Raw genomic sequence first — 25,371 nt, forward strand, 5'->3', positions numbered from 1 at the left:
AGCCTCATTGCGCCGACGGCAGGCGCGCGGCCCATGGACAGGCTGCATGCGTACGCACAAGCCCCGGAAGAACCTGGCACCACCGGACTGATTCGATGCGCGAAGACGCCCGCCTGATGAGCGCCATAAAAAAGCGCCCCGAAGGGGCGCCAAAAACCATCTCTCAACCAAAGGAGCGGGAGCTACCAAGAGATGGGGACTGAAGAGGGGGAACGACGTGCGTTCAGTCACGCACTGCGTCGTTGTCGCCACTCTGAACAGACGATGATGGCTGCTGCCCGGCGGCTCGATCGCCATGGATGCGCTGCTGGTTTTCACGGAACTGCTTGAGCGCATCGAGCGAGCGTTGCGAACCATCCTCCGCCGAGGCGAGCAGGCTGCTTGCACTCAGGAGAACGACGAACAGGAACTGGGTGAACACTTTCATGGGAACCTCGGCCTGACTGAGCAAACGTGGAAACGAACGCTTCGAAGACAGCCCCATGTTAGGTAGGCGCACCTAACGAGAGCATGAGGCCCGCATTACAATCCTGACAGTTAGGAGCGGCAGCGCCGCTCCTGTTCGGTGTTACAGCACCTGCAGCGGATACTCGACGATGACACGCACCTCATCGAGGTCGCTTTCATACGCGGTGGCACGGGTATTCATCTGCCGCACACGCACCGAGAGGTCCTTGAGCGAACCGTCGAGGAACACGTACTTGACCTCGATATTGCGCTCCCAGCGCTTCTGGTCGGTCAGCGGGTTGCCGGCGTCATCCCTGCGCATGTACGTGCTGTTGGCGTTGGAGTAGTCCGCGTCACGCCCCAGCGCGTAGCGCGCCATGAAGCTCAGCCCGGGGATGCCGAAGTCCGCCATGTCCAGGTCGTAGCGCAGCATCCAGGAACGCTCCTTCGGCGAGTTGAAATCGCTGTACTGCAGGGAGTTGTCCAGGAAGATGGAGTCGGACTGGCGCAGATAGTCGAAATCATCGTCGCCATTGTTGCGCTGGTGAGAGAGGGCGACGCGGTGGGCGCCGTAGCGCACGCCGATGCTGCCGCTGTAGATGTTGTTGCTCAGTTCGCCCAGGCGTTTCTTGCCTTCGTCCGTCGCGTTGTAATAGTTCAGCCCGCCGAACAGCGCCAGGTCGTCGGAGAGCGGATAGGTCCACCACATCCCGGCGTAATACTGATCCCAGACATCCTTCAGGCGGCTGCCGTAGAGGCTGAAGCCCAGGTTGTCGCTGACGGCATAGTCGCCACCGAAGTAGCCGACCCAGGGCGAGTCCACCTGCCCGGCGTAGAAGGTCGCGAACTCACCACGCGAGGTGCTTTCCTGTGGCTGACTCATGGCGTGCAGGCGGCCGCCCTGCAGGGTCAGCCCGTCCACGCTCTCGTTGACCAGGGTGACCCCCTTGAAGCTCTGCGGCAGCAAACGCGAATCGCCGTAATGCACGACAGGCGTGGTCGGAAACACATCACCGGCCTTGACCACGGTGTCGGCAAAGCGGGCTTTGACCGCCGCGCCCACTTTGGAATACGCATCCTCGGCCCGGTCATCGCTGTCGACCGGCAGCATGTCGACGCTACCACCCGGACCATAACGGCCGTCGCCGGTATCCAGTTTCAGGCCCAGCCCCGCGTGGAGGTCGACACCGAAGCCGACGGTACCCTGGGTGAAGCCAGACTCGAAGTTGGCGAGAATGCCGTGCGTCCAGGCCTCGGTGTAGCTGCTGCGCTCACCGTTGGGCAGCACCCTGGCCTCGCCCTTGCGGAAGTCGCGGTTGAAGTAGAAGTTGCGGTTGAGGATCTTCAGGCTGCTTCCCTCGACGAAACCGTCGCTGGCCTGTGTCTCGGACGCCTGCGTCATCGTGCTTGGACCGAATGCCAGTGCGGAGATGATCGCCAGGGTTAAAGGGCTTTTGTTCATACATGGCTCCTGATGCTTACCGGCAGTTTTGGGGTTGTCATAGGCCGACTCTTCTTGTGGTTATGGCCCTCACATCCTTGCAACCTGCGGATAACTCGGAGATGAGCGCCGCATTACAATTTCGTAATCGAAGAACTCGACGCCCCCTGCACGGTCCGCTCGCACGCCGGCACGGAAAGTCGTCGTGCGGCATCACTCATCGTCTGCAGCAAACCAGTCGCGGCGCTCCGCAAAGGCGTTGTGGATCAGCGCCTGCAGGCTCATGACATCCTCGCGCTGCGCCGAGAGCGGTGCGCAGGCCAGCCAGATCGACTGCCTCATCGGTCGGGCAAAGAGGCCGGGCAGCAGTTGCAGGTTCGCGTCGATGTGCGAGGTGTAGTGCGGCATCAGGCCAATACAGGCGGCGTGCCGAATCAGTTCCATCGTCCATTGCTGGGAGTGCGCACGTGTCACCGCACTGCCACGCGCGTCCACCAGGGCATTCCACGGCGCGAACACCGCCGATGCCGACGTGTCCGGGCGCTGCACCAGCATGTAGTCGTGCAGATCACACAGGCGCGCGGGTAGCCGTCGCTCACGGGCGTAGCGTTTGCCGATGCAGGCCTGGAACTCGACGCTGGCCAGACGCTGGGGCCGCGTCATGGCAAAACCGGGATCAGGCCGGGCCTGGTCGGGATCGGCCAGCCAGATCATGACCTCGCTCTGCAGCAGCGGCCCCTGGTCCTGGCGGAGCAGCTCCAGGCGCACGCCGGCATGCCTGCGCAGAAAGGCCACCAGATGCCGACCCAGCACATCGTCGAGCACCCATTCCGGCAGCGACAGACGCAGCTCGGGCCGTTCGGCGAAACCGACTTCGGGGCGCAGGTCTCGATGCCGGGATGCCAGCTCCGCCTGCAACGACAGGCCGCGTGACGTCAGTGCGAGTGCGCGATCCTGATAGACGAAGAGCGCTTCCCCCAGACTGGTTTCGAGCCGCCGCAACTGCTTGCGCAGCACCGTGGGGTGCATGTTCAGGCTGCGTGCCGCCTGTTTGAAACTGGCGCAGCGCGCGGTTGCCAGAAAGCTCCTGGCCACGAGTCGCTCGATCTCAGCCATGGCGACCGCCAGGCATGTGGCTCCGGACTCGATTCTGCATGTGCGCACTGGCAAGACGTGATGACATGGCCGGCAGCCTACCGAGCACCGCCTTTCGCCAGGCTTGCCGCAAGATTACTTATCTGTAATCCGGGTTCTGCAGCGTCGCTCACGGCGCCAGCGACTGGGTGCCACACGGCCGCTTTCACCTGATCGCCATCGAAGTGAAATCACCCCCCGGCATGCCCGTAAAAGCGCCAGCGCCCAGCGTTTCCGGGGTGCGCGCCCGCAACGAGCGAGCGTCATCGAATCGTCACCGAATTGCCCGCCAAGCGTCATCCGCCCCGCAAAGCATCCCGTCGCCAACCCCTGACATTCGGCGACAAGGAGCCATGCATGTTGATCAAACCCACACCATTTTCCCTCCTCGCACTCGGCATCCTGCTGAGTCTTCCTGCCATCCCGGCACACGCCGGGACGGTCACCACCGACGGCGCCGATATCGTCATCAGGACCAAAGGCGGGCTGGAGGTGGCCACCACCGACAAAGCCTTCAGCTTCAAGCTGGGCGGCCGCTTGCAGGCCGACTACTCGATGTTCGACGGTTACTACACGCGCAATGGCAACTCGGCCGATGCGGGCTATTTCCGACGCGCCTACCTGGAACTGGGCGGCACCGCCTACAGGGACTGGAAGTACCAGATCAACTATGACCTGTCGCGCAACACCGGCAACGACAGTGCCGGTTACTTCGACGAGGCCAGCGTCACCTATACCGGCTTCAGCCCGCTGAACATCAAGGCCGGTCGCTTCTACACCGACTTCGGCCTGGAGAAGGCCACCAGCTCGAAATGGACGACCGCGCTGGAACGCAACCTGTCCTACGAGCTGGCCGACTGGATAAACGACAACTCCGGCCTGGGGCTACAGGCGACCCGCGTCATCGCCGGCTCCGCATACCTTTCCGGCAGCGTCTTCAGCGAGAACAACAACGACAGCGATGGTGACAGCGTCAAACGCTACAACGCCCGCGCGGTGTTCGCGCCCCTCAACCAACCCGGCAATGTCCTGCATGTCGGCCTGCAGTACGCCTATCGCGACCTCGGCGGCAGCGCCGTGGACACACGCATTCGTCCACGCGTGGGGATGCGCGGTGTCAGCACCAACGGCGGCAGCAGCGCCGGCGACAACGGCAACCGCGTGGTCTTCGGTGGCGCTGCTGCCAGCGCCGATCTCTGGGACGACGATGCGGTATGGGGCGTGGAGGGTGCCTGGGCACTGGATGCCTTCTCGGTCCAGGGCGAGTATCTGCGCCGCACCCTCAAGGCCGACCAGGCGAGCAACGACGTCGAAGCGGACGGCTACTACGTCCAGGTCGCCTACACCCTCACCGGCGAGCCGCGTCTCTACCGACTCGATGGCGCCAGGTTCGACACCATCAAGGCGGACGACAAGGCACTGGGGGCCTGGGAGCTGTTCTACCGTTTCGACTCGATCAGGGTGGAAGATGACAACATCACCAGCAGCACGACCACACGCCAGGTCGGTGACGCTCGCGCCAGGACCCATACGCTTGGCGTCAACTGGTATGCCAACGAGGCCGTGAAGATCAGCGCCAACTACGTCACGGCGAGTACCGACAACGCCAGCAACACGGTTGGCGATGACACCGGCGATGGCGTCGTCATGCGCCTGCAGTACGTCTTCTGAGTGTGCCGCCGGCAGGTGCCAAGCCCCTGCCGGCGTCGGCTTTCGCGATTGTAATCCTGGCGCAATGCCTGGGTAAGCGACGGGTCGCTAGTGTCCGGCTCAACACCATCAGCCACAGGCCCAGCCATGAAAATCCTCAACCACCTCTTGCCTATCGCCCTTCTGCTGGTCGCCAGCAACGCCCTTGCGCAGTCCTTTCCAAAGGACAAGGTCAGGCAGATCGAACAGAACAGCATCGAAGTCGCCCAGCGATACGCCGAGCGCACGGGCAAGCCGATGCCGCAAATCCAGGACTACCGCTACAGCATGAAACTGGACATCGCCAAGGTCGTTTACCAGAGCCCGAGAATCGAATACTGCGGAGTCATCCCACAGATCATGGTCTTCGAAGACAGCAACGAAGAACTGCGCAGTATTCGCTACCGCAGCCAGGGCGAATGCCGCAGCCAGCGCTGAAACGCCACCGACACAGTTGCCCGTCTCAGCGCAGCTTCTCCAGCATCTGGTAGTACCACATGCCGGCCGCCAGCATCGGGTTGCCGAGCTGGTCACCCAGCGGCACCTTGATGTGCTTGCAGGCGGCGAAGGTGTCGTACTGCTCCAGGTCGCCGGTAATCGCCTTGGCCATGATCTCGCCCATGATGTGGGTGGTCGCCACGCCGTGACCGGAGTAGCCCTGGCAGTACCAGACATTGGACGACAGCTTGCCCAGCTGCGGGATGCGGTTCATCACGATGCCCATGGCGCAGCTCCACTGGAAGTCGATCTGCACGCCCTTGAGTTGCGGGAAGGTGCGCTCGATGCACGGGCGCAGCTCCCCGGCGATGTCCCGTGAATCACGCCCGGAATAGTTGGCACCACCGCCGAACAGCAGGCGGCCGTCGCCGGTCAGGCGGTAGTAGTCGAGCACGAAGCGGCAGTCGTAGACCGCCAGGTCCTGCGGGTTGATCTCTTTCGCCAGCTCGCCCAGCGGCGCGGTGGTGACGATGCCACCCATGGCCGGGAAGATCATGCCCTTGAGCTTGCGCCGCTCCAGCTTGTGGTAGACGTCGCCAGCCAGCAGCACCTGCTTGGCTTCGATGCGCCCGCCCGTGGTGACCACCGCCGGACGCGGGCCATGGACGATATCCAGCACTTCGGAATGCTCGAAGATCAGCGCGCCCAGGCTCGCCGCCGCCTGCGCTTCGCCGAGGCACAGGTTGAGCGGGTGCAGGTGCATGTTGCGGGTGTTCTTGATCGCCCCGCAGTACAGGTCGCTGCCCAGCTGGGCACGCACCTCGGCGCCGTCGAGCAGGCTCACCTCGCCGGCCATGCCGCGCCGCAGTGCCTCGTCGTAGGAGGCCCTGAGCTCGTCCATGTGGCTGGGCTTCATCGCCGCATGCAGATGGCCGTGCTTGAGGTCGCAGGCGATGCCGTACCTGGCCACACGGCTCTTGATGATCTCGTGGCCGCGCCAGCGCAGGTGCCAGATGAAGTCGTCGACGTCGCTGCCGAGGCTGTTGCGCATCTGCTTGCGCATGGCTTCGTCGCCGGACAGGCTGCCGGTGACCTGGCCACCATTGCGTCCGCTGGCCCCCCAGCCGACCTTGTTGGTTTCCACCACGGCGACCTTGAGGCCGCGCTCGGCCAGCTCCACGGCCGTGGCGATGCCGGTGAAGCCACCGCCGATGATGGCCACGTCCACGCTCACGCTGCCCTGCAGCGTCGGGTAGTCTGACTCGAAGTTGAGCGACGCCGAGTAGTAGGAAGGCGCACGCTCGGCGGCGGGTTTGACGGGTTGGTTGATCGCGTTCATTGCATATCCTTGGGGTGCGTTGGCACCGGTGAATCTGTGATCGCGGCTGAAGCGGAATGCCGCCCGGCCGCGCCTACATGGGATGCACACTTCGTAGGAGCGGCTGCAGCCGCGATGCTGTTCAGTCAGGCGTTACTCAGGTACCAGCGCCAGTCCTGCTCGCCGACCTCGCCCATGAACTGGCGATACTCGGCGCGCTTGACCGCCAGGAACACCTTGAGGAAGTCGCCACCGAAGGCGTCGCGGGCCCAGCTCGACTGCTCCAGCGCCTGGATCGCCGCCGACCATTGGCTCGGCAGGCGCTCCTTGGCCTGGGCATAGCCGTTGCCCTCGATCGGCGCCCCGGGGTCGAGGCGGTCGCGGATGCCGCGCTGGATACCGGCGAGAATCGCCGCTGCCGCGAGGTAGGGGTTGGCGTCGGCGCCGCAGATGCGGTGCTCGACGTGTCGGGTCCTGGCCGGGCCGCCCGGCACGCGCAGGCTCACGGTACGGTTATCCACACCCCAGGTCGGCGCCAGCGGCGCGTAGCTGTTGGCCTGGAAACGCCGGTAGGAGTTGGCGTTGGGGCAGAACAGCAGCAACGAGTCGTGCAGGCTGGCAAGCATGCCGCCGACCGCCTGACGCAACAGCGGCGTACCGGCCGGATCTTCGCTGGCGAACAGATTGTCACCCGCCGCATCGGCCAGGCTGACGTGCATGTGCATGCCGGTGCCGGCGATCTCGGCGAACGGCTTGGCCATGAAGCAGGCCTGCATGCCGTGGGCATGCGCCACCCCCTTGACCAGGCGCTTGTAGCGCACCGCCTGGTCCATCGCCGCCAGTACCGGACCGTGCTCCAGGGTGATCTCGACCTGGCCGGGGGCGTACTCGGAAATCGCCGTGCGTGCCGGAATCCCCTGGGCCTTGCAGGCGACGTAAAGGTCGCGGAGGAACGGCTCGATCTGCTCCAGTTCGCGCAGGCCGTAGACCTGGGTCTGTCGCGGACGGCCACCGTCGGCATCCAGCGCCGGCTGCGGGCGCCCTTGCGCGTCGCGCTTCTGGTCGAGCAGGTAGAACTCCAGCTCGCAGGCCATCACCGGGTGATAGCCGTCGGCTTCGAGTTGCTCGATCACCCGCACCAGCAACTGGCGCGGGTCGGCGGGGGTTGCCGGCAGGCCTTCGCTGGGGTGCATGGAAACCTGTACCGCAGCAGTGGGAATCTGCCGCCAGGGCAGGCGCACCAGGCTACCGGGCAACGGGTAGGCGCGGCAGTCGATATCGCCTACGTCCCAGACCAGGCCGGAGTCCTCGACATCCTCGCCGAGGATGGACAGGCCCAGCATGGTGCTCGGCAACGGCCGGCCACTCTCATACAGCGCCAGCAGTTCCTCGCGATGCAGCAGCTTGCCGCGCGGCACGCCGTTGGCGTCGAGGATGAACAGCTCGATCAGTTCGATGTCGGGGTTGTCGGTCAGGAAAGCCTGGGCTTCCTGCACAGCAGCGAAAGTCGTCATATCGCACTCGCTTGCGCCAGTCAGGCGCTCGGTGTCCGCACGGCCCGTTCGATTCTCGAACAGGTTGCACAGGCAGACAATTGGGCATCAGCGGCTGCGGGCATGGCGCAGCCATCGGAATTCAGCGGGTGGGGACGGCGTCCGGTGGGCGCGCGTGGCGGCAGTGCCACAGCGCCCAGAAGGCGAGGATGATCGTCAGCAGCGGGTTGAGCCGCTCCAACAGGCGCCGCCGCGCAGGCGCGCGGTACAGCGGAACATGGACTTGGCAGGCCGGGGAGATCATGGCTTGGCAGCGTCGCACAGGGTTTGACGTGCGTTAAATCGGGTTTTTCATACGCTTGGTTGTGCGCCGGCTAAACAATCAGACAGGCATTTTCCTGCCGGCAATGCCGTCGACGGGGCGCGCGGCGCGCCCTATGGCTCGGGTCTATAGCCCAGGCGCAAACCACCCCAATGCCGGCCCTGCACCATGATCGGCACCGACAGGTCGTGCATCAGTTCGCCGGTATCGCGCATGTAGGTCTGCAACAGCAGGGTCTGCTTGTGGCTGCCACAACGGATACCGGTGCGGTCGTTGAACAGGCGCTTGCCACGGCTGCGGGTTGCATCCACCGCCGGGTCGCCGCTGGGCGGATGGTTGAATGCGGCGTTGTGGGTGGGCACGTAGCCTTCCGGCGTGGTGGAGATGGCGAAGACCAGCCCCTCGTGGCGTTCGAGCAAGGGTTCCTGCAGAGCCGGCAGCACCTGGTCGGCGTACTGGTCGAAGCGCGTGCGGTACTTCTGCGGCTGGGTACCGGCAATCGGCTGGTAGCGGCGATCGAACAGGTCGTCGAGACCGATACGCCCGGCCTGCAGGTCCTGCTCGAACTGCGCGGCGATGGCAGCCGCGCCTTCGCGCGCCAGGTCATAGGCCCGCTGGTGATAGTCGTCCAGGCCCACCTCGGCGAGCTGCTCGCTGACCGTCTCGGCCTGGCCGACCAACTGTTCGGCGGCATCGGCCAGTTGCCGCGTCTGTCCCTCGCTGCCCTGCACGTCATCCTGCAGCTGCAACGCGGCGGCCGACAGGCTGGCCAGGCGCTGGTGATTGTCGGCGGTGCCGGCGCTGATCCGCGCCACCTGCTGCTCGACCTCCTCGGCCTGGTCGGCGATGCCGTGCAACCGACTGCCGGCGGTCTCGATCTGCTGCGCCGCCTGCTCCAGCTCGCCGCTCTGGCGCTGGATGTGCTCGACCACTGCCGTGCTCTGCTGGCGGATGTCGGCGACCATCTGGCTGACTTCCTCGGTGGCGCTGGCGGTGCGCGCCGCCAGGTTGCGCACCTCATCGGCGACCACGGCGAAACCACGGCCCATCTCACCGGCACGGGCCGCCTCGATGGCGGCGTTGAGTGCCAGCAGGTTGGTCTGGCTGGCGATGGACTGGATCACCTGGGTGACCTGCTCGATCTGTTCGGTGCGGCTGCCGAGGCCGTCGATCAGCTCGCGGCTGGCCAGGGTCTGGGCACTGAGCTGCTGCATGCGGCCGATGGCCTGGTTGAGTTCGGCCTGGCCATCGGCACTGGCCTCACGCACATGCCGGGCCGCCGTCAGGGTCTGCTCGGCACGTGCTGCGCTGTCCTGCTCGGTAAGGGTAATGGCCTCGGCGGCCTGGCTGACCTGCTGCACCGCCGCCAGCTGCGATTGCAGGCGTTCGGCCAGGTGCTTGACCGCGTGGGCGACCCTGGCTGCGGACAACGCGTTGTGACAGGTGTGGCGCGACAGCCCACGGCTCAGCTCGACGAAGTCACCGGTCGGCGCCTTGCGCACCACGGCGGCGGGTTCGTCGCGGCGCTGCCAGGGCCCCAGCCAGGGCCACAGTGCCAACAGCAGGAAGGACGGCACGCTGACATAAGCGGGCAGTTGCACCTGCTGATAGACCAGCATCAGGCCCGCAAGCCCGATGGCGTGCAGCAGACAGGCGACAGGTGTGCGGATGAAAGCAGCTTGCATGACCGACCTCAGAGTTCTTGTTCTGGTGCGCGGCGAGGCGCTGTAGGCGGACGAAGTCACGGCGGGTTCTCTCCTGGAATATCCCACGCAACCTGGGCAGCAGGCTACGAGGAAGGCAGGCCCGTCGACAAATCAGACGATGCAGACCGGGCACGATGACCGAATTCGAGCAGGTTGGCAGCGCCGGCACCATCGCACTTTGGTAGCACCATGCCATGAATTTAGCCTGCCCTACCCCACGACGCGATGGCGCTGGACGAAACGCCGGTCGAGCCAGTCCTTGCAGCGCCCGTAGAGCTGCCCGCCCGCACTCCAGTCGTGCCAGCCGAGCAGCGCGCCGCCATCGCCCGTGGCGAGCAGTGCCAGGCTCTGCCACTGCGCCCGGTACTGGCGCAGGGGCCGCCCCTGCAAGGCCGCCTGCAGGTTGGCAGCCAGCACGGGCGCCTGGCGCACCGCGAAACGCCCGCTGCGGCGCATGCCATCGAGGCTGGCGCTGTCGCCGACGGCGAACACCTGCGCGTGCGACTCGCACTGCAGGGTCGGCCGGATGGCGATGAAGCCGGCGCTGTCCGTGGCCAGCTGGCTGGCCGTCAGCCAGGGCCAGGGCCGCGCGCCACTGGCCAGCAACAGGCGGCGCCCGCGCCACACGGGCTCGTCGCCACTGAGCAGCCAGTCGTCCTCGATGCGCCCGATCGGACAGTGCTCACGCACCTGCACGCCACGCTGACGCAGATGGCCGAGGGCACGCAGGCGCAGCCCCGGCGACAGCCCGTCGAGCAGCGCGCCGCCGCAGAACAGCGCCAGCGCCGGCACCTTGTCGGCCAGCGCCAGGGACAGCTCCACGCCGCCCGCGCCGCCGCCGAGAATCGCCATGCGCCTGGGCTCGGCCTGCCATTGCTGCCAGCCCACCAGCAGCCGCTCGATGGGCCGCGCGGCCAGCACCTGCATGGCATCGCCCTGCTGCGGTGGTATGGCCATGCCGGCACCGACGTTGAGTGACAGCCATTCACCCTGCAGGTCACGGCCATCGGTGAGGCGCAGGCAGCGGCTGTCGGCGTCGAGCGAGGCGATCTCGCCCTCGATCAGCTCGACCTTGGCCGCCCGGCACAGCGGTTGCAGCTCCACCCGGCAGTCGGCGGCGCTGAAACGGCCGCTGATCAGCCCCGGCAACATGCCGGCGTACCAGGCCTCGGGGCCGGGGCTGAGCAGGCCGATCCGCCCTGGCGGGCGTTCCACCATGGCCCAACGGCGCAGCACACCAAGGTGGGCGTGACCGGCTCCGGCCAATATCAGGTCGTACTGGGTCATGCTTTTTTCAATCCGTCGCGGTACTGGCTCGGGGTCTGCCCGGTCCAGCGTTTGAAGGCTCGGCCGAAGCTGCTGCTGTCACTGAAGCCGAGCAGATAGGCAATCTCGCTGATCGAACAGCGCGGGTCACGCATGTGCTGCAGTGCCAGGGCCTGGCGCGTGTCACCGAGCAGCGCCTCGTAGCTGGTGCCCTCCTCGGCCAGGTGGCGCTGCAGGCTGCGCAGGCTCAGGTGCAGGGCCTGGGCGATGCGTTCGGCCGACGGCTCGCCATCTGGCAACTGCGCCTGCAGGAAGTTGCGTACCCGCTCGCTGCAACTGGCCGCCTGCAGTTGTTCCAGGCTGCGCCTGAGCACGGCTTCGTTGTGCTCGGCCAGCTCCGGGTTGCCATCGTCGAGGCGTTGCTCGAAGGCGTCCCGCGGAAAGCGCAACAGGCTTTCCTCGGCCTCGAACTGCACGGGAGCGCGAAACACCGCCTGCCACGGCTCGGGGTCGAGCGGACGCGGGCGCTGCAGCTGCACCAGCAGCGGGGCGAAGTCGCGGCTCAGGCGATTGCGACAACTGCGCACGTAGATCGCGGCGAAGGCGTCCAGCGCCTCCGGTGCCGGCGTCGGGCTGCCAGGCGGGACACGGAAACGAAACTCGTAGGCATCGTCCACCTGGCGCAGCTCCAGCTGCAGGGCATCGCTGACCACCCGGTGATAGCGCACGATGCGCTCGAACATCTCGCGCAGGCTGCTGCTGGCGATCAGCGCATAACCCAGGGCATGGAAGGTGGTCGGGCTGACGAACTGCGAGGTCTTCAGGCCCAGCGCCGGATCACCGCTGGCCGCCACCGCCAGTTGCCACAGACGGGTGGTCACCGACAGCGGGCAACGCGCGTTGGGATCGTCCAGCAGTGCAGGGTCGAGCCCGGCCTCGCGGCACAGCGCGCTGCTGTCCAGGCCAAGGGCATCGAGCTGCTTGCGCAGGGCGCGGGTCCAGCTGGCCAGGGTGGAGGGTTCGGCGGTCATGCAGATTGGCGTATCCGGTAGGCAGGTTGGCGTGCTCGGTCGGGCGCTCTGACGACCGTCACGGCACAGTGAAGTCACAGCCCAATAACAAGAGGATGTCGGCATGTCCCCCTCCCCCGCAAGCCTTAATGATCAGCAACGCGCCGCGCATATCCGCGAGCAGGTGATGGCCCACGGCAATGCACTGCGCCAGCGCTACCCGATCCTGCAGCACCAGGACGCGCTCGGCGCCGCTATTCTCGCCTTCGCCCTGCTCGGCATGCTCGGCTCGGCGGCCCTGTACATCGGTGGCCAGCTGCCCTGGTGGGGGTGCCTGCTGCTCAACGCCTTCTTCGCCTCGCTGACCCACGAGCTGGAGCACGACCTGATCCACTCGATGTACTTCCGCAAGCGACCCGTGCCGCACAACCTGATGATGGCGCTGGTCTGGCTGGCCCGGCCGAGCACCATCAACCCCTGGGTGCGCCGGCACCTGCACCTGAACCACCACAAGGTCTCCGGCAGCGAGGCGGATACCGAGGAACGTGCCATCACCAACGGCGAACCCTGGGGTATCGCCCGCCTGCTGATGGTCGGCGACAACATGATGAGCTCGCTGATCCGCTGGCTGCGGGCGAAGAATCCGGCGCACCGCCGGCTGATCCTCAGCCGCACGCTGAAGGTCTACGCGCCGCTGGGCCTGCTCAACTGGGCGACCTGGTACCTGTTCCTCGGCTTCCACCTGCTCGACTGGGCCAGCGCCGCCCTCGGTGCCCCCATTGCCTGGTCGGCCACGACCCTGGCGACCATGCAGGTGGTGAACGTCGCCGTGGTGGTGCTGGTCGGCCCCAACGTGCTGCGCACCTTCTGCCTGCACTTCGTCAGCTCCAACATGCACTACTACGGCGATGTCGAACCGGGCAACGTGATCCAGCAGACGCAGGTGCTCAACCCCTGGTGGCTGTGGCCGTTGCAGGCATTCTGCTTCAACTTCGGCAGCAGCCATGCGATCCACCACTTCGTGGTCAAGGAACCCTTCTACATCCGCCAGCTCAGCGTGCCCTTCGCCCACAGGGTGATGCGCGAGATGGGCGTACGCTTCAACGACTTCGGCACGTTCGCCCGCGCCAATCGCTGGACCCGCCGCGACCAGGCGCAAGCGCAACGCACGCAGGCCGCCTGATTCTCATGCGCGGCGCCCTGTGCGCCGCGACGGGCGGGGGCGTTCTTCCTGGCGGATGAGACTCGCCCCGCAATCATCATCCCGACAGTCGGCTAGAATCCCTCTGCGCCTGACCGTTACCGCACGACAGAACAACGTCCACCGGACTCCGGCGCCCTCGCAGTAGCCATGAGGCGCCCGGATGCTCCGCCCACTTCGTTCATTGATGACCCTGCTCTGCCTGGTCTGCATCCTGCCGACCTGGGCGGGCGGCGCGTTGCCGCTGCTCAAGCTCGAGGCGGGCGACCTGGACGAGCCGGTCAGCATCGAACGCAGCCTGCTGCTCGAGGACCCCGGCGCCCAGCTGACCGCAAGCGAGGTGCTGCAACGCATCGCCAGCCAGGGCCGCGAGGTCGAGGGCACACCGCGTATCGGCTACAGCCGCAGCGCCTGGTGGCTCGCCACGCAGGTGCAGGCCCCGGCGGCGGAGCGCCTGCAACTGATCATCGGACAGACCTTCCTCGACGACCTGGAAATCTGGCTGTACGACGGAGAACGGCCACTGGGGCCGCTCTACAGTGGTTCGAGCCGGGCATTCAGCGAACGTGGCGAACCCTATCCGCATTTCCTGCTCAACCTGCCGCGCCTGGACGCCGGTGTGCACACCCTGCTGCTGCGCGTGCAGAGCCATTCGGCGATCAACCTGCCGCTGCAGCTGGTCGGTGCCGAACAGGGGCAGCAGCTGATCGCCCACAGCTGGCTGCGCAGCGGCCTGCTGATCGGCGCGCTGCTGGCCCTGGCGCTGTTCTACCTGATCCGCTACAGCACGTTGCGCGAGTGGCCGCTGGCCTGTTTCGGCCTGACCTCGCTGAGTACCGCGCTGTACAACGCCAGTATCTACAACCTCGCCGGGCTGCTCTGGCCGCAGTGGCCGATGCTGCCCAAACTGCTGGTCAACCTGCCCACCGCCGGCATGATGATCTTCAGCTCGCTGTTCATCGCCAGCGCCCTCGGCCTGCGCCTGAAGCGCCTGCGCTGGCTGCGCGACGCGCTGTTCGCCGCCAGCCTGCTGGTCAGCGTCGGCGGCCTGCTGGTGGATCATCCGCGCGCCTATGAGGTGCTAAACCTGCTGATCCTGGCCACCGGCCTGTACCAGTTGCTGCTCCTGATCATCGGCGTCCGCCAGCGCCGCCCTTACGCGCCCGGCTACCTGCTGTGCTGGAGCGCGGCCCTGATGCTGATGCTGCTGGTGCCGCTGGGCCGCGCCGGGCTGGTCCCGCTGCCGGCGGGCTTCTACGCCATGTACGCCTACCTGCCGGCCCTGAGCATGCTGCTGTTCGGCGCCCTGCTGGACAAACAGCTGGAGCGCGTACGCCGCGTGCTGCTGAGCAGCCAGGCCCAGGCCATCGACAACCTGGAACAGTACCAGGCTCTGTTCCGCCACAGCGGCGAAGGCATCTTCCGCTGCCGCCGCGACGGCAGGCTGCTGGAAGCCAATCCGAGCCTGGCTCGCCTGCTGGGCCGCGAGGCACTGCCGGCCAACCTCGACGCACTCGCCCTGCCGAGCCTGGTGGGCGAGACGCAGTGGCACGAGCTGCTCTCGCAGCTGGACGCGCGAAGCGGCACCGCCAGCTGCGAATGCCAGCTGTACGACCTCGAACAGCGCCCGCGCTGGGTGTACCTGTCGCTGCACCTACGTCCGCATCAGGATTGCATCGAGGGCATCGTGGTCGACCTCAGCGAGCGCCGTGCGCTGGAAGAGCGCCTGCAGCAACTGGCCGCACATGACGCGCTGACCGGCCTGCTCAACCGCCGCGAACTGGAGCGGCTGCTCGCGGAAACCCTCGGCGGCACCGCCAAGCGCCGCTTCAGTCACCTGCTGTTGCTGGGGCTGGACCGCTTCAAGCAGGTCAACGACCTCTGCGGCCATTCCGCCGGCGATCAGTTGCTCAGGCAACTCGCCAGCCAACTGCTGCATCAGTTGCCACGGCATGCCGAGCTGGCCCGCGTTGGCGGCGACGAGTTCGCCGTCCTGCTGCGCGAGGTGGACGACGAAGCCGCGCTGGAGCAGGCCGAACAGTTGCGCCGCGGCGTCGAGCAGTTCGTCTTCACCTGGCAGGGACGGCCATTCCGCCTGCACGCCAGCATCGGCATGCTGGCACTCGGCTCCGGGGTGAGCGACTGGGAGACGGCGCTGAACTGGGCCACCAGCGCCAGCCAGCTGGCCAAGCACCAGGGGCGCAACCGCGTGCAGCAGTTCAACCCGGCCGATGGTGCCCTGCTCGAGCACCAACGCCAGCTGCAGTGGATAACCCGCCTGCGCGAGGCCACCGAGCGCGGTCATTTCGAGCTGTTCTTCCAGCCGGTACAGGCGCTGCAGCAGGCCTCCAGCGGCCTGCACTACGAAGTGCTGCTGCGCTACCGCGACCCGCACAACGGCGACTGGATCAGCCCCGCGCAGTTTCTCGACGCCGCGGCGCGCTATGACTTCCTCGGTGCCATCGATCGCTGGGTGATCCAGCACCTGTGCGCCTGGCTGGCGGCCAATCCACGCCATCTGGCGCAGCTGGCCCAGGTCAACGTCAACCTCAGTGCCAGTTCACTGCTCGACAGCGGCTTCCACCACCTGCTGCAGGACGAGCTGCAGCGTCACGGCCTGCCGCCCAGCAAGCTGTGCATCGAAGTCACGGAAATGGTCGCCCTGGGTGAACTGGGCGTTTCCGCGCAGTGGATCGAACAGCTGCGCGGCAAGGGTCTGAAGGTCGCCCTGGACGACTTCGGCAGCGGCTTCGCCTCCTACGCCTACCTGCGCCACCTGCCGCTGGACATCCTCAAGATCGACGGCAGCTTCATCAGCGGGATCGAGCGCGACCCGATCAACCAGGCCATGGTCGGCTCGATGCGCCAGATCGCCGGCCAGCTCGGCCTGCTCACCGTCGCCGAGTTCGTCGAGACCCAGGCCAGCCTGGACTGCCTGCGCCGCCTCGGCATCGACTATGCACAGGGCTATTTCGTCGGCCGCCCGCAACCGCTGCACCTGCTGGCCGACGATGTCCGCCATCACGACACTCAGGACGCCTGATAGAGCTCCACCGGCACCTGCTCCAGCAACGCCACGTTCAGGCGCAGCATGCGCACGCAACGGGCCTCGGCCAGGCTGGCCGGCAGGGCATTGGCCGGCAGCGCCAGCAGCAGGCCGCTGAGGTTGAGCACCAGCGCCTCGCGGGAGAACACGCCGCTGCCCAGGCCATAGAACGCCGCGATCAGCTCGCGCAGGCCGAACGGCAGGCGCCAGCGGATACGCAGGGCGGAGCCGAAACTCGCCGCACGGCGCTGCATGGCATCGTCGATCTGCGCGTTGCTCAGCTCGCCACCGGCCTCCTGCCAGTCCTGCAGGCTGCGCAGCAGGGCCAGCTCACCGAGGTTGTGCAGCAGGCCCGCCGTGTAGCACAGCTCGGCGTCCAGCTTCAGCTCGGTCGCCAGCCAGCGCGCCAGCTCGGCGCTGCGCCTGGCCCGTTGCCAGGTCTGCGCGGCCAGTTCGGCCAGGCGCGCATCGCGCAACTGGGCATTGCGCTGCAGCGCCAGTCCCAGCACCAGGTTGAGCGTGCGCGCCACGCCCAGGCGTTGCAGCGCCTGCGCCAGGGTGTGACAGGGCATGCCCTGGTGCTGCGCCGCCGTGCTGGCGGCAGCGATCAGCAGAGCGGTGATCTGCGGATCGGCGCCGAACACCGCCGCCAGCTCGCCCAGGTCCTGCTCACCCGCCTGCAGGCCCTGGCTGACCGCATTGCGCACATCGCTGAGCAACGGCGCCCCCTGGCCCTCCTCGCGCACCGTGTCGAGAAAGTCCCGCAGCTCGCTGAGCAGCAGCGGCTGCCGCGACTGCGGCTCGCCGCTGGCGACCGGCAACAACCCGCGCAGGCGCTGGCGCAGGCTTTCGGCATTGAAGGGCTTGGCCAGGTAGGCACTGGGCGCCAGCGGGCGCGCGGCGCGCACGCTGCTGGCATCGAGACGACCGCTGATCAGGACGAAGGGCAGTGCCGGCGTACGCGGATGGCGCCGCAGCTGACGCAGCAGCTCGACACCGTCGAGCCCGGGCAATTCACCGTCGGCGATCACCAGATCGGGCAGCCGCCGCTTGCAGCGGGCCAGAGCGGTCTGGCCGTCGCTGACCTGCAGCACGCGCGCATCGCCCCGGACATCGAGCACCAGTTGCTGCAGCAGGTTGGAAGTCCAGGGGTCGGCCTCGGCGATTAGAACTTCCACGGGATGTGCTGAGGCGGTCATGCGACTCTCTGGACGGGAACGAAGGGAGGTTGCCGGGCCGGAGAAAGCTGCACGATGCGTCAGTTTCAGGCCAGAGGCCGCAGTCTAAACCGCCACCTGGGCTGTCGTCAGCCGGCACGGGCCGGCACCCGCCGGGAATGCCTGAGACGTATTGCCGCACGCAGAAACGAAAAAGCCCGCCGGAAGGGCGGGCTTTTTCGACGGAAGGCCGATCAATTACTTGATCTTGGCTTCCTTGTAGATCACGTGCTTGCGTACGACCGGATCGAATTTCTTGATTTCGATCTTGTCGGGGGTGGTGCGCTTGTTCTTGTCGGTGGTGTAGAAGTGGCCGGTACCGGCGCTGGACACCAAACGGATCAGTTCACGCATGACTCTCTCCTTAAACCTTTTCGCCGCGAGCGCGCAGCTCAGCCAGCACTACGTCGATGCCACGCTTGTCGATGACACGCATGCCCTTGGCAGATACGCGCAGACGTACGAAGCGCTTCTCGGACTCGACCCAGAAGCGATGGTGCTGCAGGTTCGGCAGGAAACGACGACGGGTTTTGTTGTTTGCGTGGGAAATGTTGTTCCCGGTTACCGGACCCTTACCGGTAACTTGACAGACTCTCGACATGCCTCAGCCCTCTAAAACCACATGCCCAACCCGGCATGGGTTGGCCGCTTAAACTCAATGTCATTGGCGCTCAGCGCCGCGTTTCTCGAGGGTCTTACCGGGCGCACTGAATAGCGCAAGAACCGGGCCCCTAGAAAAGAGCGCTGCTTTATACCAGAAAGCCCTGGGGGCAACAAGGGAAAGCGCAGGATAAAAAGTCAGGGCGCACCCGCGAACGGCCCTGGGGCCGAGCCTTCGGGGCATTATCCACATTTGACCGCTCGTCGCCTCACCGAGGTATTCAGCACCCGGCAAATCGACTAGGGTTGCAAGCTTGTCATCCACGCTAGGAATGGAGCCAACCATGCGCCTGCTGCTCGCCACTCTGCTGTGCACCCCGATCCTTGCCCAGGCCGCGACCCTCAGCGTGTGCACCGAAGCCAGCCCGGAAGGTTTCGACGTGGTGCAGTACAACTCGCTGACCACCACCAATGCATCGGCCGACATGCTGATGAACCGCCTGGTGGAGTTCGACGCCGTGCAGGGCAAGCTGCTGCCGAGCCTGGCGCGCAGCTGGTCGATCTCGGCGGACGGACTGGTCTACGACTTCCAGTTGCGCGATGACGTGCATTTTCACCACAGCGCCGCCTTCACCCCCAGCCGCAACCTCGATGCCCGGGACGTGGTGTTCAGCTTCCAGCGCATGCTCGACGACCAGCATCCCTGGCACGCGGTCGCCGTCAGCGGCTATCCGCATGCGCAATCGATGCAGTGGCCGAGCCTGATCGCCAGGGTCGAGGCGCCGGACGCACACAGCGTGCGCATCACCCTGAGCCGCCGCGACGCCACCTTCCTGGCCACCCTGAGCATGGGCTTCGCCTCCATCTACCCGGCGGAATATGCCGAGCAACTGCTGGCGGCGGGCACACCGGAGAAGCTCAACAGCGCGCCCATCGGCACCGGCCCCTTCGTCTTCGAACGTTTCCAGAAGGACGCCGCCGTGCGCTACCGCGCCAACCCGGAATATTTTGCCGGCAAGCCCGCCATGGACCGGGTGATCTTCGCCATCACCCCGGACAGCAACGTGCGCCTGCAGAAGCTGCGCCGCGGCGAATGCCAGATCGCCCTGTCGCCGAAGCCTCAGGACGTCCAGGCCATCGCCGGCGACGCCAAGCTCAAGAGTGCCCAGACCGCTGCCTTCATGACCGCCTTCGTCGGTATCAACAGCCAGCACCCGCCGCTGGACAAGCCGCAGGTCCGCCAGGCGATCAACCTGGCGTTCGACAAGGCCAGCTACGTCAAGGCCGTGTTCGAAGGCAGCGCCGAGCCGGCCAACGGCCCCTACCCGCCGAACACCTGGAGCTACGCCCGCGAGCTGCCCGGCTACGCCCATGAGCCGGAGCGCGCCCGTGCCCTGCTGGCCGAAGCCGGCCTGGCGGACGGCTTCAAGACCACCATCTGGACCCGCCCGAGCGGCAGCCTGCTCAACCCCAACCCCAGCCTCGGCGCCCAGCTACTGCAGGCGGATCTGGCCAAGGTCGGCATCGACGCCGAGATTCGCGTGATCGAATGGGGCGAGCTGATCCGCCGTGCCAAGGCCGGCGAGCACGATCTGCTGTTCATGGGCTGGGCCGGCGACAACGGCGATCCGGACAACTTCCTCACCCCGCAATTCGCCTGCGCCTCGGTCGAGTCCGGCCTCAACTTCGCACGCTACTGCGACAAGGACCTGGACCAGCTGATCGCCGACGGCAAGACCCACAGCGACCAGGCCGAACGCAGCCGCCTCTATCACCAGGCGCAGGCGATCATCCAGCAGTAGGCGCTGTGGCTGCCGCTGGCCCACCCCACGGCCTTCGCCCTGCTCGACGCCAAGGTCGAGGGCTACCGGGTCAGCCCGTTCGGCCGGCAGGACTTCGCCAGAGTCAGCCTGGCCCGCTGACCGGCCGGGCTACATCCACCCCTGCTCGGCCATCGACAGCGGCTCGCCATCGCCGACGATGAAGTGGTCGAGCACCCGCACCTCCACCAGCGCCAGCGCGTCCTTGAGGCGCCGGGTCAGCACACGGTCGGCCTCGCTGGGATCGGAAACGCCAGACGGGTGATTGTGGGTGAGAATGACCGCCGCCGCGTTGTTGGCCAGCGCACGCCTGACCACCTGCCGGGGGTGGACGCTGGCGCTGTCGATGCCGCCACGGAACAGCACCTCGAACGCCAGCACGCGATGCTTGGCATCGAGGAACAGGCAGCCGAACACCTCGTGCAACTCGTGGCGCAACTGCGCCTTGAGGTAGTCGCGCACCACCTGCGGACTCTCCAGCGCCGAATCACGGCGTAGACGCTCGGCCAGATGCCGTCTGGCCATCTCCAGCACCGCCTGCAGCTGCGCGTACTTGGCCGGTCCCAGGCCGAGGTGCTGACTGAAGTCAGGCAACTCCGCCTCCAGCAAGGCCCGCAGGCTGCCGAACTCGGCAAGCAGGCGCCGCGCCAGGTCCACCGCACTGCAGCCGGCAACCCCCGTGCGCAGGAAGATCGCCAGCAGTTCGGCATCGGTCAGCGCAGCAGCGCCCTGCTCCAGCAATTTCTCCCGCGGACGCTCCGCCGCGGGCCAGTCGCGAATGCTCATCGAACACCTCCATGTCGAGCCAGGCGCCCGCTGTTCCGCTGCGGGCGCTGTGCTATCGTAGCCCATCTTTTTACACGGGACCGGCCTGGGGAGGCGTTGGTCACGTGGCGCACATCCACCGGTATATAAAAGGCAAGCCTATGCAGCGGCTGTATCGCAAACGCATCATCGTCGGCGTGGGGGGCGGTATTGCCGCCTACAAGAGCGCCGAGCTGGTTCGCCGACTCAAGGATCAGGGCGCCGAAGTCCGCGTGGTAATGACCCAGGGCGGCCGCGAGTTCATCACGCCGCTGACCCTGCAGGCGCTTTCCGGGCACCCCGTCCATCTCGACCTGCTCGACCCGGCCGCCGAAGCGGCGATGGGCCATATCGAACTGGCACGCTGGGCCGACCTGATCCTCATCGCCCCGGCCACCGCCGACCTCATGGCCCGCCTGGCCCAGGGCATCGCCAACGACCTGCTGACCACCCTGGTGCTGGCCACCGACGCCCCGATCGCCCTGGCGCCGGCGATGAATCAGGCGATGTGGCGCGACGCCGCCACCCAGGCCAATCTCGACCTGCTGCAACAGCGCGGCATGCGCCTGTTCGGCCCCGCATCCGGCAGCCAGGCCTGCGGCGACGTCGGCCTGGGCCGCATGCTCGAACCGAACGACCTCGCCAACCTGACCGCCGACTGCTTCGAGCGTCAGGCGCTGGACGGCCTGCACATCCTGATCACCGCCGGCCCGACCCAGGAAAACATCGACCCGGTGCGTTACATCACCAACCACAGCTCCGGCAAGATGGGCTTCGCCCTGGCCGAGGCCGCCGCCGAAGCCGGCGCCAGGGTCACCCTGGTCAGCGGCCCGGTGCACCTGCCGACGCCGGACCGGGTCAGCCGGATCGATGTGGTCAGTGCCCGCGACATGCTCGCCGCCTGCGAAGCTGCGATGCCCTGCGACGTGCTGATCGCCGCCGCCGCCGTGGCCGATTACCGCCCGGAAGTGGTCGCGCAGCACAAATTGAAGAAAGACCCCAGCAGTGGCGAGGGGATGCTCCTGCAAATGGTGCGCAACCCGGATATCCTCGCCACCATCGCGGGTCGCGAAGACCGCCCGTTCAGCGTGGGCTTCGCCGCGGAAACCGAGAACCTGCTCGAATACGCCTCGCGCAAGCTGCGCGACAAGAATCTCGACCTGATCGTCGCCAACGATGTGGCCAACCCCAGCATCGGCTTCAATAGTGAAGAGAACGCCATCACCGTGATCGACCGCGAGCTGCAGCAAACCAGCTTTGCCCAGACCAGCAAGGGCAAGATCGCCCGCCAGTTGATCACACTCATCGCCGACCGTTTGAACAAGAACTGACCATGCACGCTCTGCAAGCCAAGATCCTCGATCCTCGCCTCGGCCAGGAATTCCCCCTGCCGCAATACGCCACCCCGGGCTCCGCCGGCCTCGACCTGCGCGCCATGCTCAAGGAGGACATCGTCCTCGAGCCGGGCCAGACCGTCCTGATCCCGACCGGCCTGTCGATCTACATCGGCGACCCGGGCCTGGCCGCGATGATCCTGCCGCGCTCGGGCCTGGGCCACAAGCACGGCATCGTGCTGGGCAACCTGGTCGGCCTGATCGACTCGGACTACCAGGGCGAGCTGATGGTGTCGTGCTGGAACCGCGGCCAGACGCCGTTCACCATCGCGATCGGCGAGCGTATCGCGCAGCTGGTGCTGGTGCCTGTGGTGCAGGCGCACTTCGAGCTAGTCGAGCAGTTCGACGAAACCCAACGCGGCTCGGGCGGCTTCGGCCACTCTGGCAGCCACTGACCCTTTCCCACAGGACGATCCGCCGAGGAGCACCCACGTGAAACTCTTCAAGCGCAACGCCAAGGAAGCCGACACCTCCGCCGCCATCGTGCCGGAGAAGACCAGGAGCAAGGCGCCGGCGCCGGCCCTGGGCCCATTGCTGCCCGGCTTGCTGGCCACGCTGATCGGCGTGGGCGCCGGCGGCGCGCTGCTCTGGTTCGTCCAGAGCAGCGGTGACCAGGCCCGCCAGGCCGAGCTGACCCAGGCCATCGGCAGCAGCCAGGCCGCTGCGGTGCAGCAGGCACTCAAGCAGATGCAGGCCGACAGCCTGTCCGCTGCGCGCAACCCCGAACTGCTGCAGGCCCTGCAGAGCGGCGACAGCCTGCAGGTCAGCGAGGCCGAACGGCGCCTGGGCTACTGGGATGGCGTCATCGATGCCCATCTCAACCGGCGTGGCGAAGCCGTGCAAAACACCAGCCGCGCAGCCCCCATGAACTTCGCCGGGCTGGACATGCTGCGCCGCGCCGAGAGCGGCCAGCAACCCGCCATCGAAGCCTATCGGGTCGGCCAGCGCTGGCTGGCCTACAGCGCGGCAACCTTGCGCATGAGCGAGACCCAGCCGGCCCAGGGCACCCTGCTGCTGGCGTTCGATCTGCAACGCCTGCTCGCGGCACTACCGCCGCTGCCGGCCGAGTATGGCCAGTTGCAGCTGGTGCAGCAGTTCGCCAACACCCCGGCGCAGGTGCTGCTGCAGCGTGGCCAGCCGGGCAACGGCAACGCCCAGACCTTCGCCACCGGCAATCCCTACTGGAAAGTCACCTTCACCCCCGGCCCAGGCCTGGTGCAGGGCAGCATTCCTCCGCTGATGCTGGCCCTGGCCGCCCTGCTCGCCCTCGGCGGCGCGGTCATCGGCCTGATCCTGGTACGCGGCGGCCTGCAACGCCAGGTCAACGGCGACGCCAGGCAACTCGGGCAAATGCTCAAAGAACTCTCCGCCGGCAAAAACGTCAAAGCCTTCAGCCTCAGCGTGCCAGCACTCGATGCCCTGGCTCAGAGCCTGGCCCGGCTGCCGCGTCGCAGCAGCCCTGAAGGCAGTACCACACCCGCTAAAGGAACAGCTGCGGCTCCCGCCGCTCCGCCCGCTGCCAAGCCCGCAGAGTTGGTCGACCCGCTGTTCCAGGACACCGATATCCTCGATATCGACATTCTCGACGAAGACCAGGATCTCCTGGGACTGGAGCAGAACCCCGCAATGACGACTAGCCAAAGCGCCCCGAAACTCCCCGCCGACATCTTCCGCGCCTACGACATCCGCGGCGTGGTGGGTGACACCCTGACCGCCGAGTACGCCTACTGGATCGGCCGTGCCATCGGCTCGCAGAGCCTGGCCCAGGGCGAACCCAAGGTCATCGTCGGCCGTGACGGCCGCCTCTCCGGCCCGGAACTGCTGCAACAGCTGGTACAGGGCCTGCTCGACTGCGGTTGCGAAGTGACCGATATCGGCATGGTGCCGACCCCGGTGGTGTATTTCGCCGCCAACGTGCTGGAAGGGCGCTCGGCCGTGATGCTCACCGGCAGCCACAACCCGCCGGACTACAACGGCTTCAAGATCATCATCGCCGGCGACACCCTGGCCAACGAGCAGATCCAGGCGCTGAAGACCCGCCTGGACGACAACGACCTGGCCAGCGGCGTGGGCACCGTGCAGCAGGTCGACGTGCTGCAGCGCTACTTCAAGACCATCCGTGACGACATCGCCCTGGCCAAGCCGCTGCGCGTGGTGGTCGACTGCGGTAACGGCGCGGCCGGCGTGATCGCCCCGCAACTGATCGAAGCCCTCGGCTGCAGCGTGATCCCGCTGTACTGCGAAGTGGACGGCACCTTCCCCAACCACCACCCGGACCCGGGCAAGCCGGAGAACCTCAAGGACCTGATCGCCCGCGTGAAAGCGGAAAACGCCGATCTCGGCCTGGCCTTCGATGGCGATGGCGACCGCGTTGGCGTGGTCACCAATACCGGCAACATCGTCTACCCTGACCGCCTGCTGATGCTGTTCGCCAAGGACGTGGTATCGCGCAACCCGGGCGCCGACATCATCTTCGACGTCAAGTGCACCCGTCGCCTGACCCCGCTGATCAGCGGCTATGGCGGTCGTCCGGTGATGTGGAAAACCGGCCACTCGCTGATCAAGAAGAAGATGAAGGAAACCGGCGCCCTGCTCGCCGGCGAGATGAGCGGCCACATCTTCTTCAAGGAGCGCTGGTTCGGTTTCGACGACGGCATCTACAGCGCCGCGCGCCTGCTGGAAATCCTCAGCCTCGACAAGCGCGAAGCCGAGCTGGTGTTCAGCGCCTTCCCGAGCGACATCTCCACGCCGGAAATCAACATCCAGGTGACCGAGCAGAGCAAGTTCCCGCTGATCGAGCGCCTGCAGCGTGAAGGCCAGTGGGGCGAGGCCAATCTCACCAGCATCGATGGCGTGCGCGTCGACTATCCCAAGGGCTGGGGCCTGATCCGCGCCTCCAACACCACGCCGGTGCTGGTGCTACGCTTCGAGGCCGACACCCAGGAAGAGCTGGAGCGGATTCAGGATGTGTTCCGCAACCAGCTGCACAAGGTCGCCCCCGACCTGCAACTGCCCTTTTGATCGA

Annotated in this window: 19 protein-coding genes and 1 pseudogene; 8 read left to right on the forward strand and 12 right to left on the reverse strand. The window is 66.5% G+C overall.

The features are described from left to right. Positions 1–223: 223 nt before the first annotated feature. The 3 genes from FIV02_RS23350 to FIV02_RS23360 all read right to left on the reverse strand — a co-directional run bounded on the left by FIV02_RS23350 (position 224) and on the right by FIV02_RS23360 (position 3,004). Entirely contained in the window at positions 224–427 is a 204-nt protein-coding gene (locus FIV02_RS23350) for a hypothetical protein (RefSeq protein WP_172979191.1), read from the reverse strand. 141 nt (positions 428–568) lie between these two features. After that, the gene (locus tag FIV02_RS23355; RefSeq protein ID WP_256663139.1) at positions 569–1,849 is read right to left on the reverse strand and encodes an OprD family porin; all 1,281 of its coding nucleotides are present in this window, start codon (positions 1,847–1,849) and stop codon (positions 569–571) included. Between the two features lie 252 nt (positions 1,850–2,101). Continuing rightward, positions 2,102–3,004: a LysR family transcriptional regulator gene (locus tag FIV02_RS23360; protein WP_152489938.1), complete on the reverse strand. Its 903-nt coding sequence runs from the start codon at positions 3,002–3,004 to the stop codon at positions 2,102–2,104. 375 nt (positions 3,005–3,379) lie between these two features. On the opposite strand from FIV02_RS23360, the gene FIV02_RS23365 reads away from it, so the two are divergent. Both FIV02_RS23365 and FIV02_RS23370 read left to right on the forward strand, forming a co-directional pair. After that, complete coding sequence (locus FIV02_RS23365) at positions 3,380–4,693, forward strand: OprO/OprP family phosphate-selective porin (protein WP_152489939.1); 1,314 nt, start codon at positions 3,380–3,382, stop codon at positions 4,691–4,693. A gap of 126 nt (positions 4,694–4,819) precedes the next feature. Next, entirely contained in the window at positions 4,820–5,149 is a 330-nt protein-coding gene (locus FIV02_RS23370) for a DUF2790 domain-containing protein (protein ID WP_152489940.1), read from the forward strand. A 25-nt stretch (positions 5,150–5,174) separates the two neighbouring features. Here the strand turns inward: FIV02_RS23370 and FIV02_RS23375 are convergent, their stop codons facing one another. The 5 genes from FIV02_RS23375 to FIV02_RS23395 form a co-directional block, all read right to left on the reverse strand. Continuing rightward, positions 5,175–6,488 (reverse strand): FAD-binding oxidoreductase, encoded by a 1,314-nt coding sequence (locus FIV02_RS23375; RefSeq protein ID WP_047587171.1) that lies wholly within the window; start codon positions 6,486–6,488, stop codon positions 5,175–5,177. A gap of 125 nt (positions 6,489–6,613) precedes the next feature. Further along, positions 6,614–7,981 carry a glutamine synthetase family protein gene (locus FIV02_RS23380; RefSeq protein WP_152489941.1) on the reverse strand — a complete coding sequence of 456 codons (1,368 nt, stop codon included), beginning with the start codon at positions 7,979–7,981 and terminating at the stop codon, positions 6,614–6,616. A gap of 414 nt (positions 7,982–8,395) precedes the next feature. Then, on the reverse strand, positions 8,396–9,967 hold the full coding sequence (locus tag FIV02_RS23385; protein WP_172979192.1) for a methyl-accepting chemotaxis protein: 1,572 nt from the start codon (positions 9,965–9,967) through the stop codon (positions 8,396–8,398). A 231-nt stretch (positions 9,968–10,198) separates the two neighbouring features. Next, positions 10,199–11,275: an FAD-dependent oxidoreductase gene (locus tag FIV02_RS23390; protein WP_037051202.1), complete on the reverse strand. Its 1,077-nt coding sequence runs from the start codon at positions 11,273–11,275 to the stop codon at positions 10,199–10,201. Beyond that, positions 11,272–12,285: an AraC family transcriptional regulator gene (locus tag FIV02_RS23395; RefSeq protein ID WP_134677636.1), complete on the reverse strand. Its 1,014-nt coding sequence runs from the start codon at positions 12,283–12,285 to the stop codon at positions 11,272–11,274. The genes FIV02_RS23390 and FIV02_RS23395 overlap by 4 nt, the downstream gene beginning before the upstream one ends. A gap of 103 nt (positions 12,286–12,388) precedes the next feature. On the opposite strand from FIV02_RS23395, the gene FIV02_RS23400 reads away from it, so the two are divergent. Together FIV02_RS23400 and FIV02_RS23405 are read left to right on the forward strand one after the other, a co-directional pair. Beyond that, complete coding sequence (locus tag FIV02_RS23400) at positions 12,389–13,447, forward strand: fatty acid desaturase (RefSeq protein ID WP_047587179.1); 1,059 nt, start codon at positions 12,389–12,391, stop codon at positions 13,445–13,447. 181 nt (positions 13,448–13,628) lie between these two features. After that, complete coding sequence (locus tag FIV02_RS23405; protein ID WP_152489942.1) at positions 13,629–16,508, forward strand: EAL domain-containing protein; 2,880 nt, start codon at positions 13,629–13,631, stop codon at positions 16,506–16,508. On the opposite strand, the gene FIV02_RS23410 is transcribed toward FIV02_RS23405, so the two are convergent. The 3 genes from FIV02_RS23410 to rpmB form a co-directional block, all read right to left on the reverse strand. Continuing rightward, positions 16,496–17,710, reverse strand: coding sequence for an HDOD domain-containing protein (locus tag FIV02_RS23410; protein ID WP_152489943.1), 1,215 nt, complete (start codon positions 17,708–17,710; stop codon positions 16,496–16,498). The genes FIV02_RS23405 and FIV02_RS23410 overlap by 13 nt on opposite strands. A gap of 216 nt (positions 17,711–17,926) precedes the next feature. Continuing rightward, positions 17,927–18,082, reverse strand: a complete 156-nt coding sequence (rpmG, locus tag FIV02_RS23415) for a 50S ribosomal protein L33 (protein ID WP_003457707.1) — start codon at positions 18,080–18,082, stop codon at positions 17,927–17,929. Between the two features lie 10 nt (positions 18,083–18,092). After that, positions 18,093–18,329 carry a 50S ribosomal protein L28 gene (gene rpmB / locus FIV02_RS23420; RefSeq protein WP_003242523.1) on the reverse strand — a complete coding sequence of 79 codons (237 nt, stop codon included), beginning with the start codon at positions 18,327–18,329 and terminating at the stop codon, positions 18,093–18,095. 343 nt (positions 18,330–18,672) lie between these two features. Here rpmB and FIV02_RS23425 point away from each other — a divergent pair. Continuing rightward, positions 18,673–20,250 (forward strand): annotated as a pseudogene (locus tag FIV02_RS23425) (ABC transporter substrate-binding protein). Positions 20,251–20,259: 9 nt separating this feature from the next. Here FIV02_RS23425 and radC read toward each other — a convergent pair. Further along, complete coding sequence (radC, locus tag FIV02_RS23430; protein ID WP_152489944.1) at positions 20,260–20,934, reverse strand: DNA repair protein RadC; 675 nt, start codon at positions 20,932–20,934, stop codon at positions 20,260–20,262. Positions 20,935–21,074: 140 nt separating this feature from the next. Here radC and coaBC point away from each other — a divergent pair, with 140 nt between their 5' ends. From coaBC to FIV02_RS25130, 3 genes are read left to right on the forward strand one after another with little or no spacing between them, the layout of a single operon-like run. Next, the gene (coaBC, locus tag FIV02_RS23435) at positions 21,075–22,283 is read left to right on the forward strand and encodes a bifunctional phosphopantothenoylcysteine decarboxylase/phosphopantothenate--cysteine ligase CoaBC (protein WP_152489945.1); all 1,209 of its coding nucleotides are present in this window, start codon (positions 21,075–21,077) and stop codon (positions 22,281–22,283) included. Positions 22,284–22,285: 2 nt separating this feature from the next. Then, a complete protein-coding gene (gene dut / locus FIV02_RS23440; RefSeq protein WP_037051166.1) occupies positions 22,286–22,741 on the forward strand; it encodes a dUTP diphosphatase in 456 nt (151 codons plus the stop codon). A gap of 37 nt (positions 22,742–22,778) precedes the next feature. Beyond that, positions 22,779–25,367, forward strand: a complete 2,589-nt coding sequence (locus tag FIV02_RS25130) for a phosphomannomutase/phosphoglucomutase (protein ID WP_152489946.1) — start codon at positions 22,779–22,781, stop codon at positions 25,365–25,367. Positions 25,368–25,371 lie beyond the last annotated feature (4 nt).

Source organism: Pseudomonas sp. THAF187a (assembly GCF_009363395.1).
Classification (GTDB): Bacteria; Pseudomonadota; Gammaproteobacteria; order Pseudomonadales; family Pseudomonadaceae; genus Aquipseudomonas; species Aquipseudomonas khazarica.

Coding starts and splice junctions, on each gene's coding strand:
- FIV02_RS23410 (WP_152489943.1), bottom strand. CDS start 17,710: ATGACCGCCTCAGCACATCCCGTGGAAGTTCTAATCGCCGAGGCCGAC.
- radC (WP_152489944.1), bottom strand. CDS start 20,934: ATGAGCATTCGCGACTGGCCCGCGGCGGAGCGTCCGCGGGAGAAATTG.
- rpmB (WP_003242523.1), bottom strand. CDS start 18,329: ATGTCGAGAGTCTGTCAAGTTACCGGTAAGGGTCCGGTAACCGGGAAC.
- FIV02_RS23375 (WP_047587171.1), bottom strand. CDS start 6,488: ATGAACGCGATCAACCAACCCGTCAAACCCGCCGCCGAGCGTGCGCCT.
- FIV02_RS23365 (WP_152489939.1), top strand. CDS start 3,380: ATGTTGATCAAACCCACACCATTTTCCCTCCTCGCACTCGGCATCCTG.
- FIV02_RS23385 (WP_172979192.1), bottom strand. CDS start 9,967: ATGCAAGCTGCTTTCATCCGCACACCTGTCGCCTGTCTGCTGCACGCC.
- FIV02_RS23380 (WP_152489941.1), bottom strand. CDS start 7,981: ATGACGACTTTCGCTGCTGTGCAGGAAGCCCAGGCTTTCCTGACCGAC.
- FIV02_RS23350 (WP_172979191.1), bottom strand. CDS start 427: ATGAAAGTGTTCACCCAGTTCCTGTTCGTCGTTCTCCTGAGTGCAAGC.
- FIV02_RS23355 (WP_256663139.1), bottom strand. CDS start 1,849: ATGACGCAGGCGTCCGAGACACAGGCCAGCGACGGTTTCGTCGAGGGA.
- coaBC (WP_152489945.1), top strand. CDS start 21,075: ATGCAGCGGCTGTATCGCAAACGCATCATCGTCGGCGTGGGGGGCGGT.
- dut (WP_037051166.1), top strand. CDS start 22,286: ATGCACGCTCTGCAAGCCAAGATCCTCGATCCTCGCCTCGGCCAGGAA.
- FIV02_RS23395 (WP_134677636.1), bottom strand. CDS start 12,285: ATGACCGCCGAACCCTCCACCCTGGCCAGCTGGACCCGCGCCCTGCGC.
- FIV02_RS23400 (WP_047587179.1), top strand. CDS start 12,389: ATGTCCCCCTCCCCCGCAAGCCTTAATGATCAGCAACGCGCCGCGCAT.
- FIV02_RS23370 (WP_152489940.1), top strand. CDS start 4,820: ATGAAAATCCTCAACCACCTCTTGCCTATCGCCCTTCTGCTGGTCGCC.
- FIV02_RS23360 (WP_152489938.1), bottom strand. CDS start 3,004: ATGGCTGAGATCGAGCGACTCGTGGCCAGGAGCTTTCTGGCAACCGCG.
- FIV02_RS23390 (WP_037051202.1), bottom strand. CDS start 11,275: ATGACCCAGTACGACCTGATATTGGCCGGAGCCGGTCACGCCCACCTT.
- FIV02_RS23405 (WP_152489942.1), top strand. CDS start 13,629: ATGCTCCGCCCACTTCGTTCATTGATGACCCTGCTCTGCCTGGTCTGC.
- rpmG (WP_003457707.1), bottom strand. CDS start 18,082: ATGCGTGAACTGATCCGTTTGGTGTCCAGCGCCGGTACCGGCCACTTC.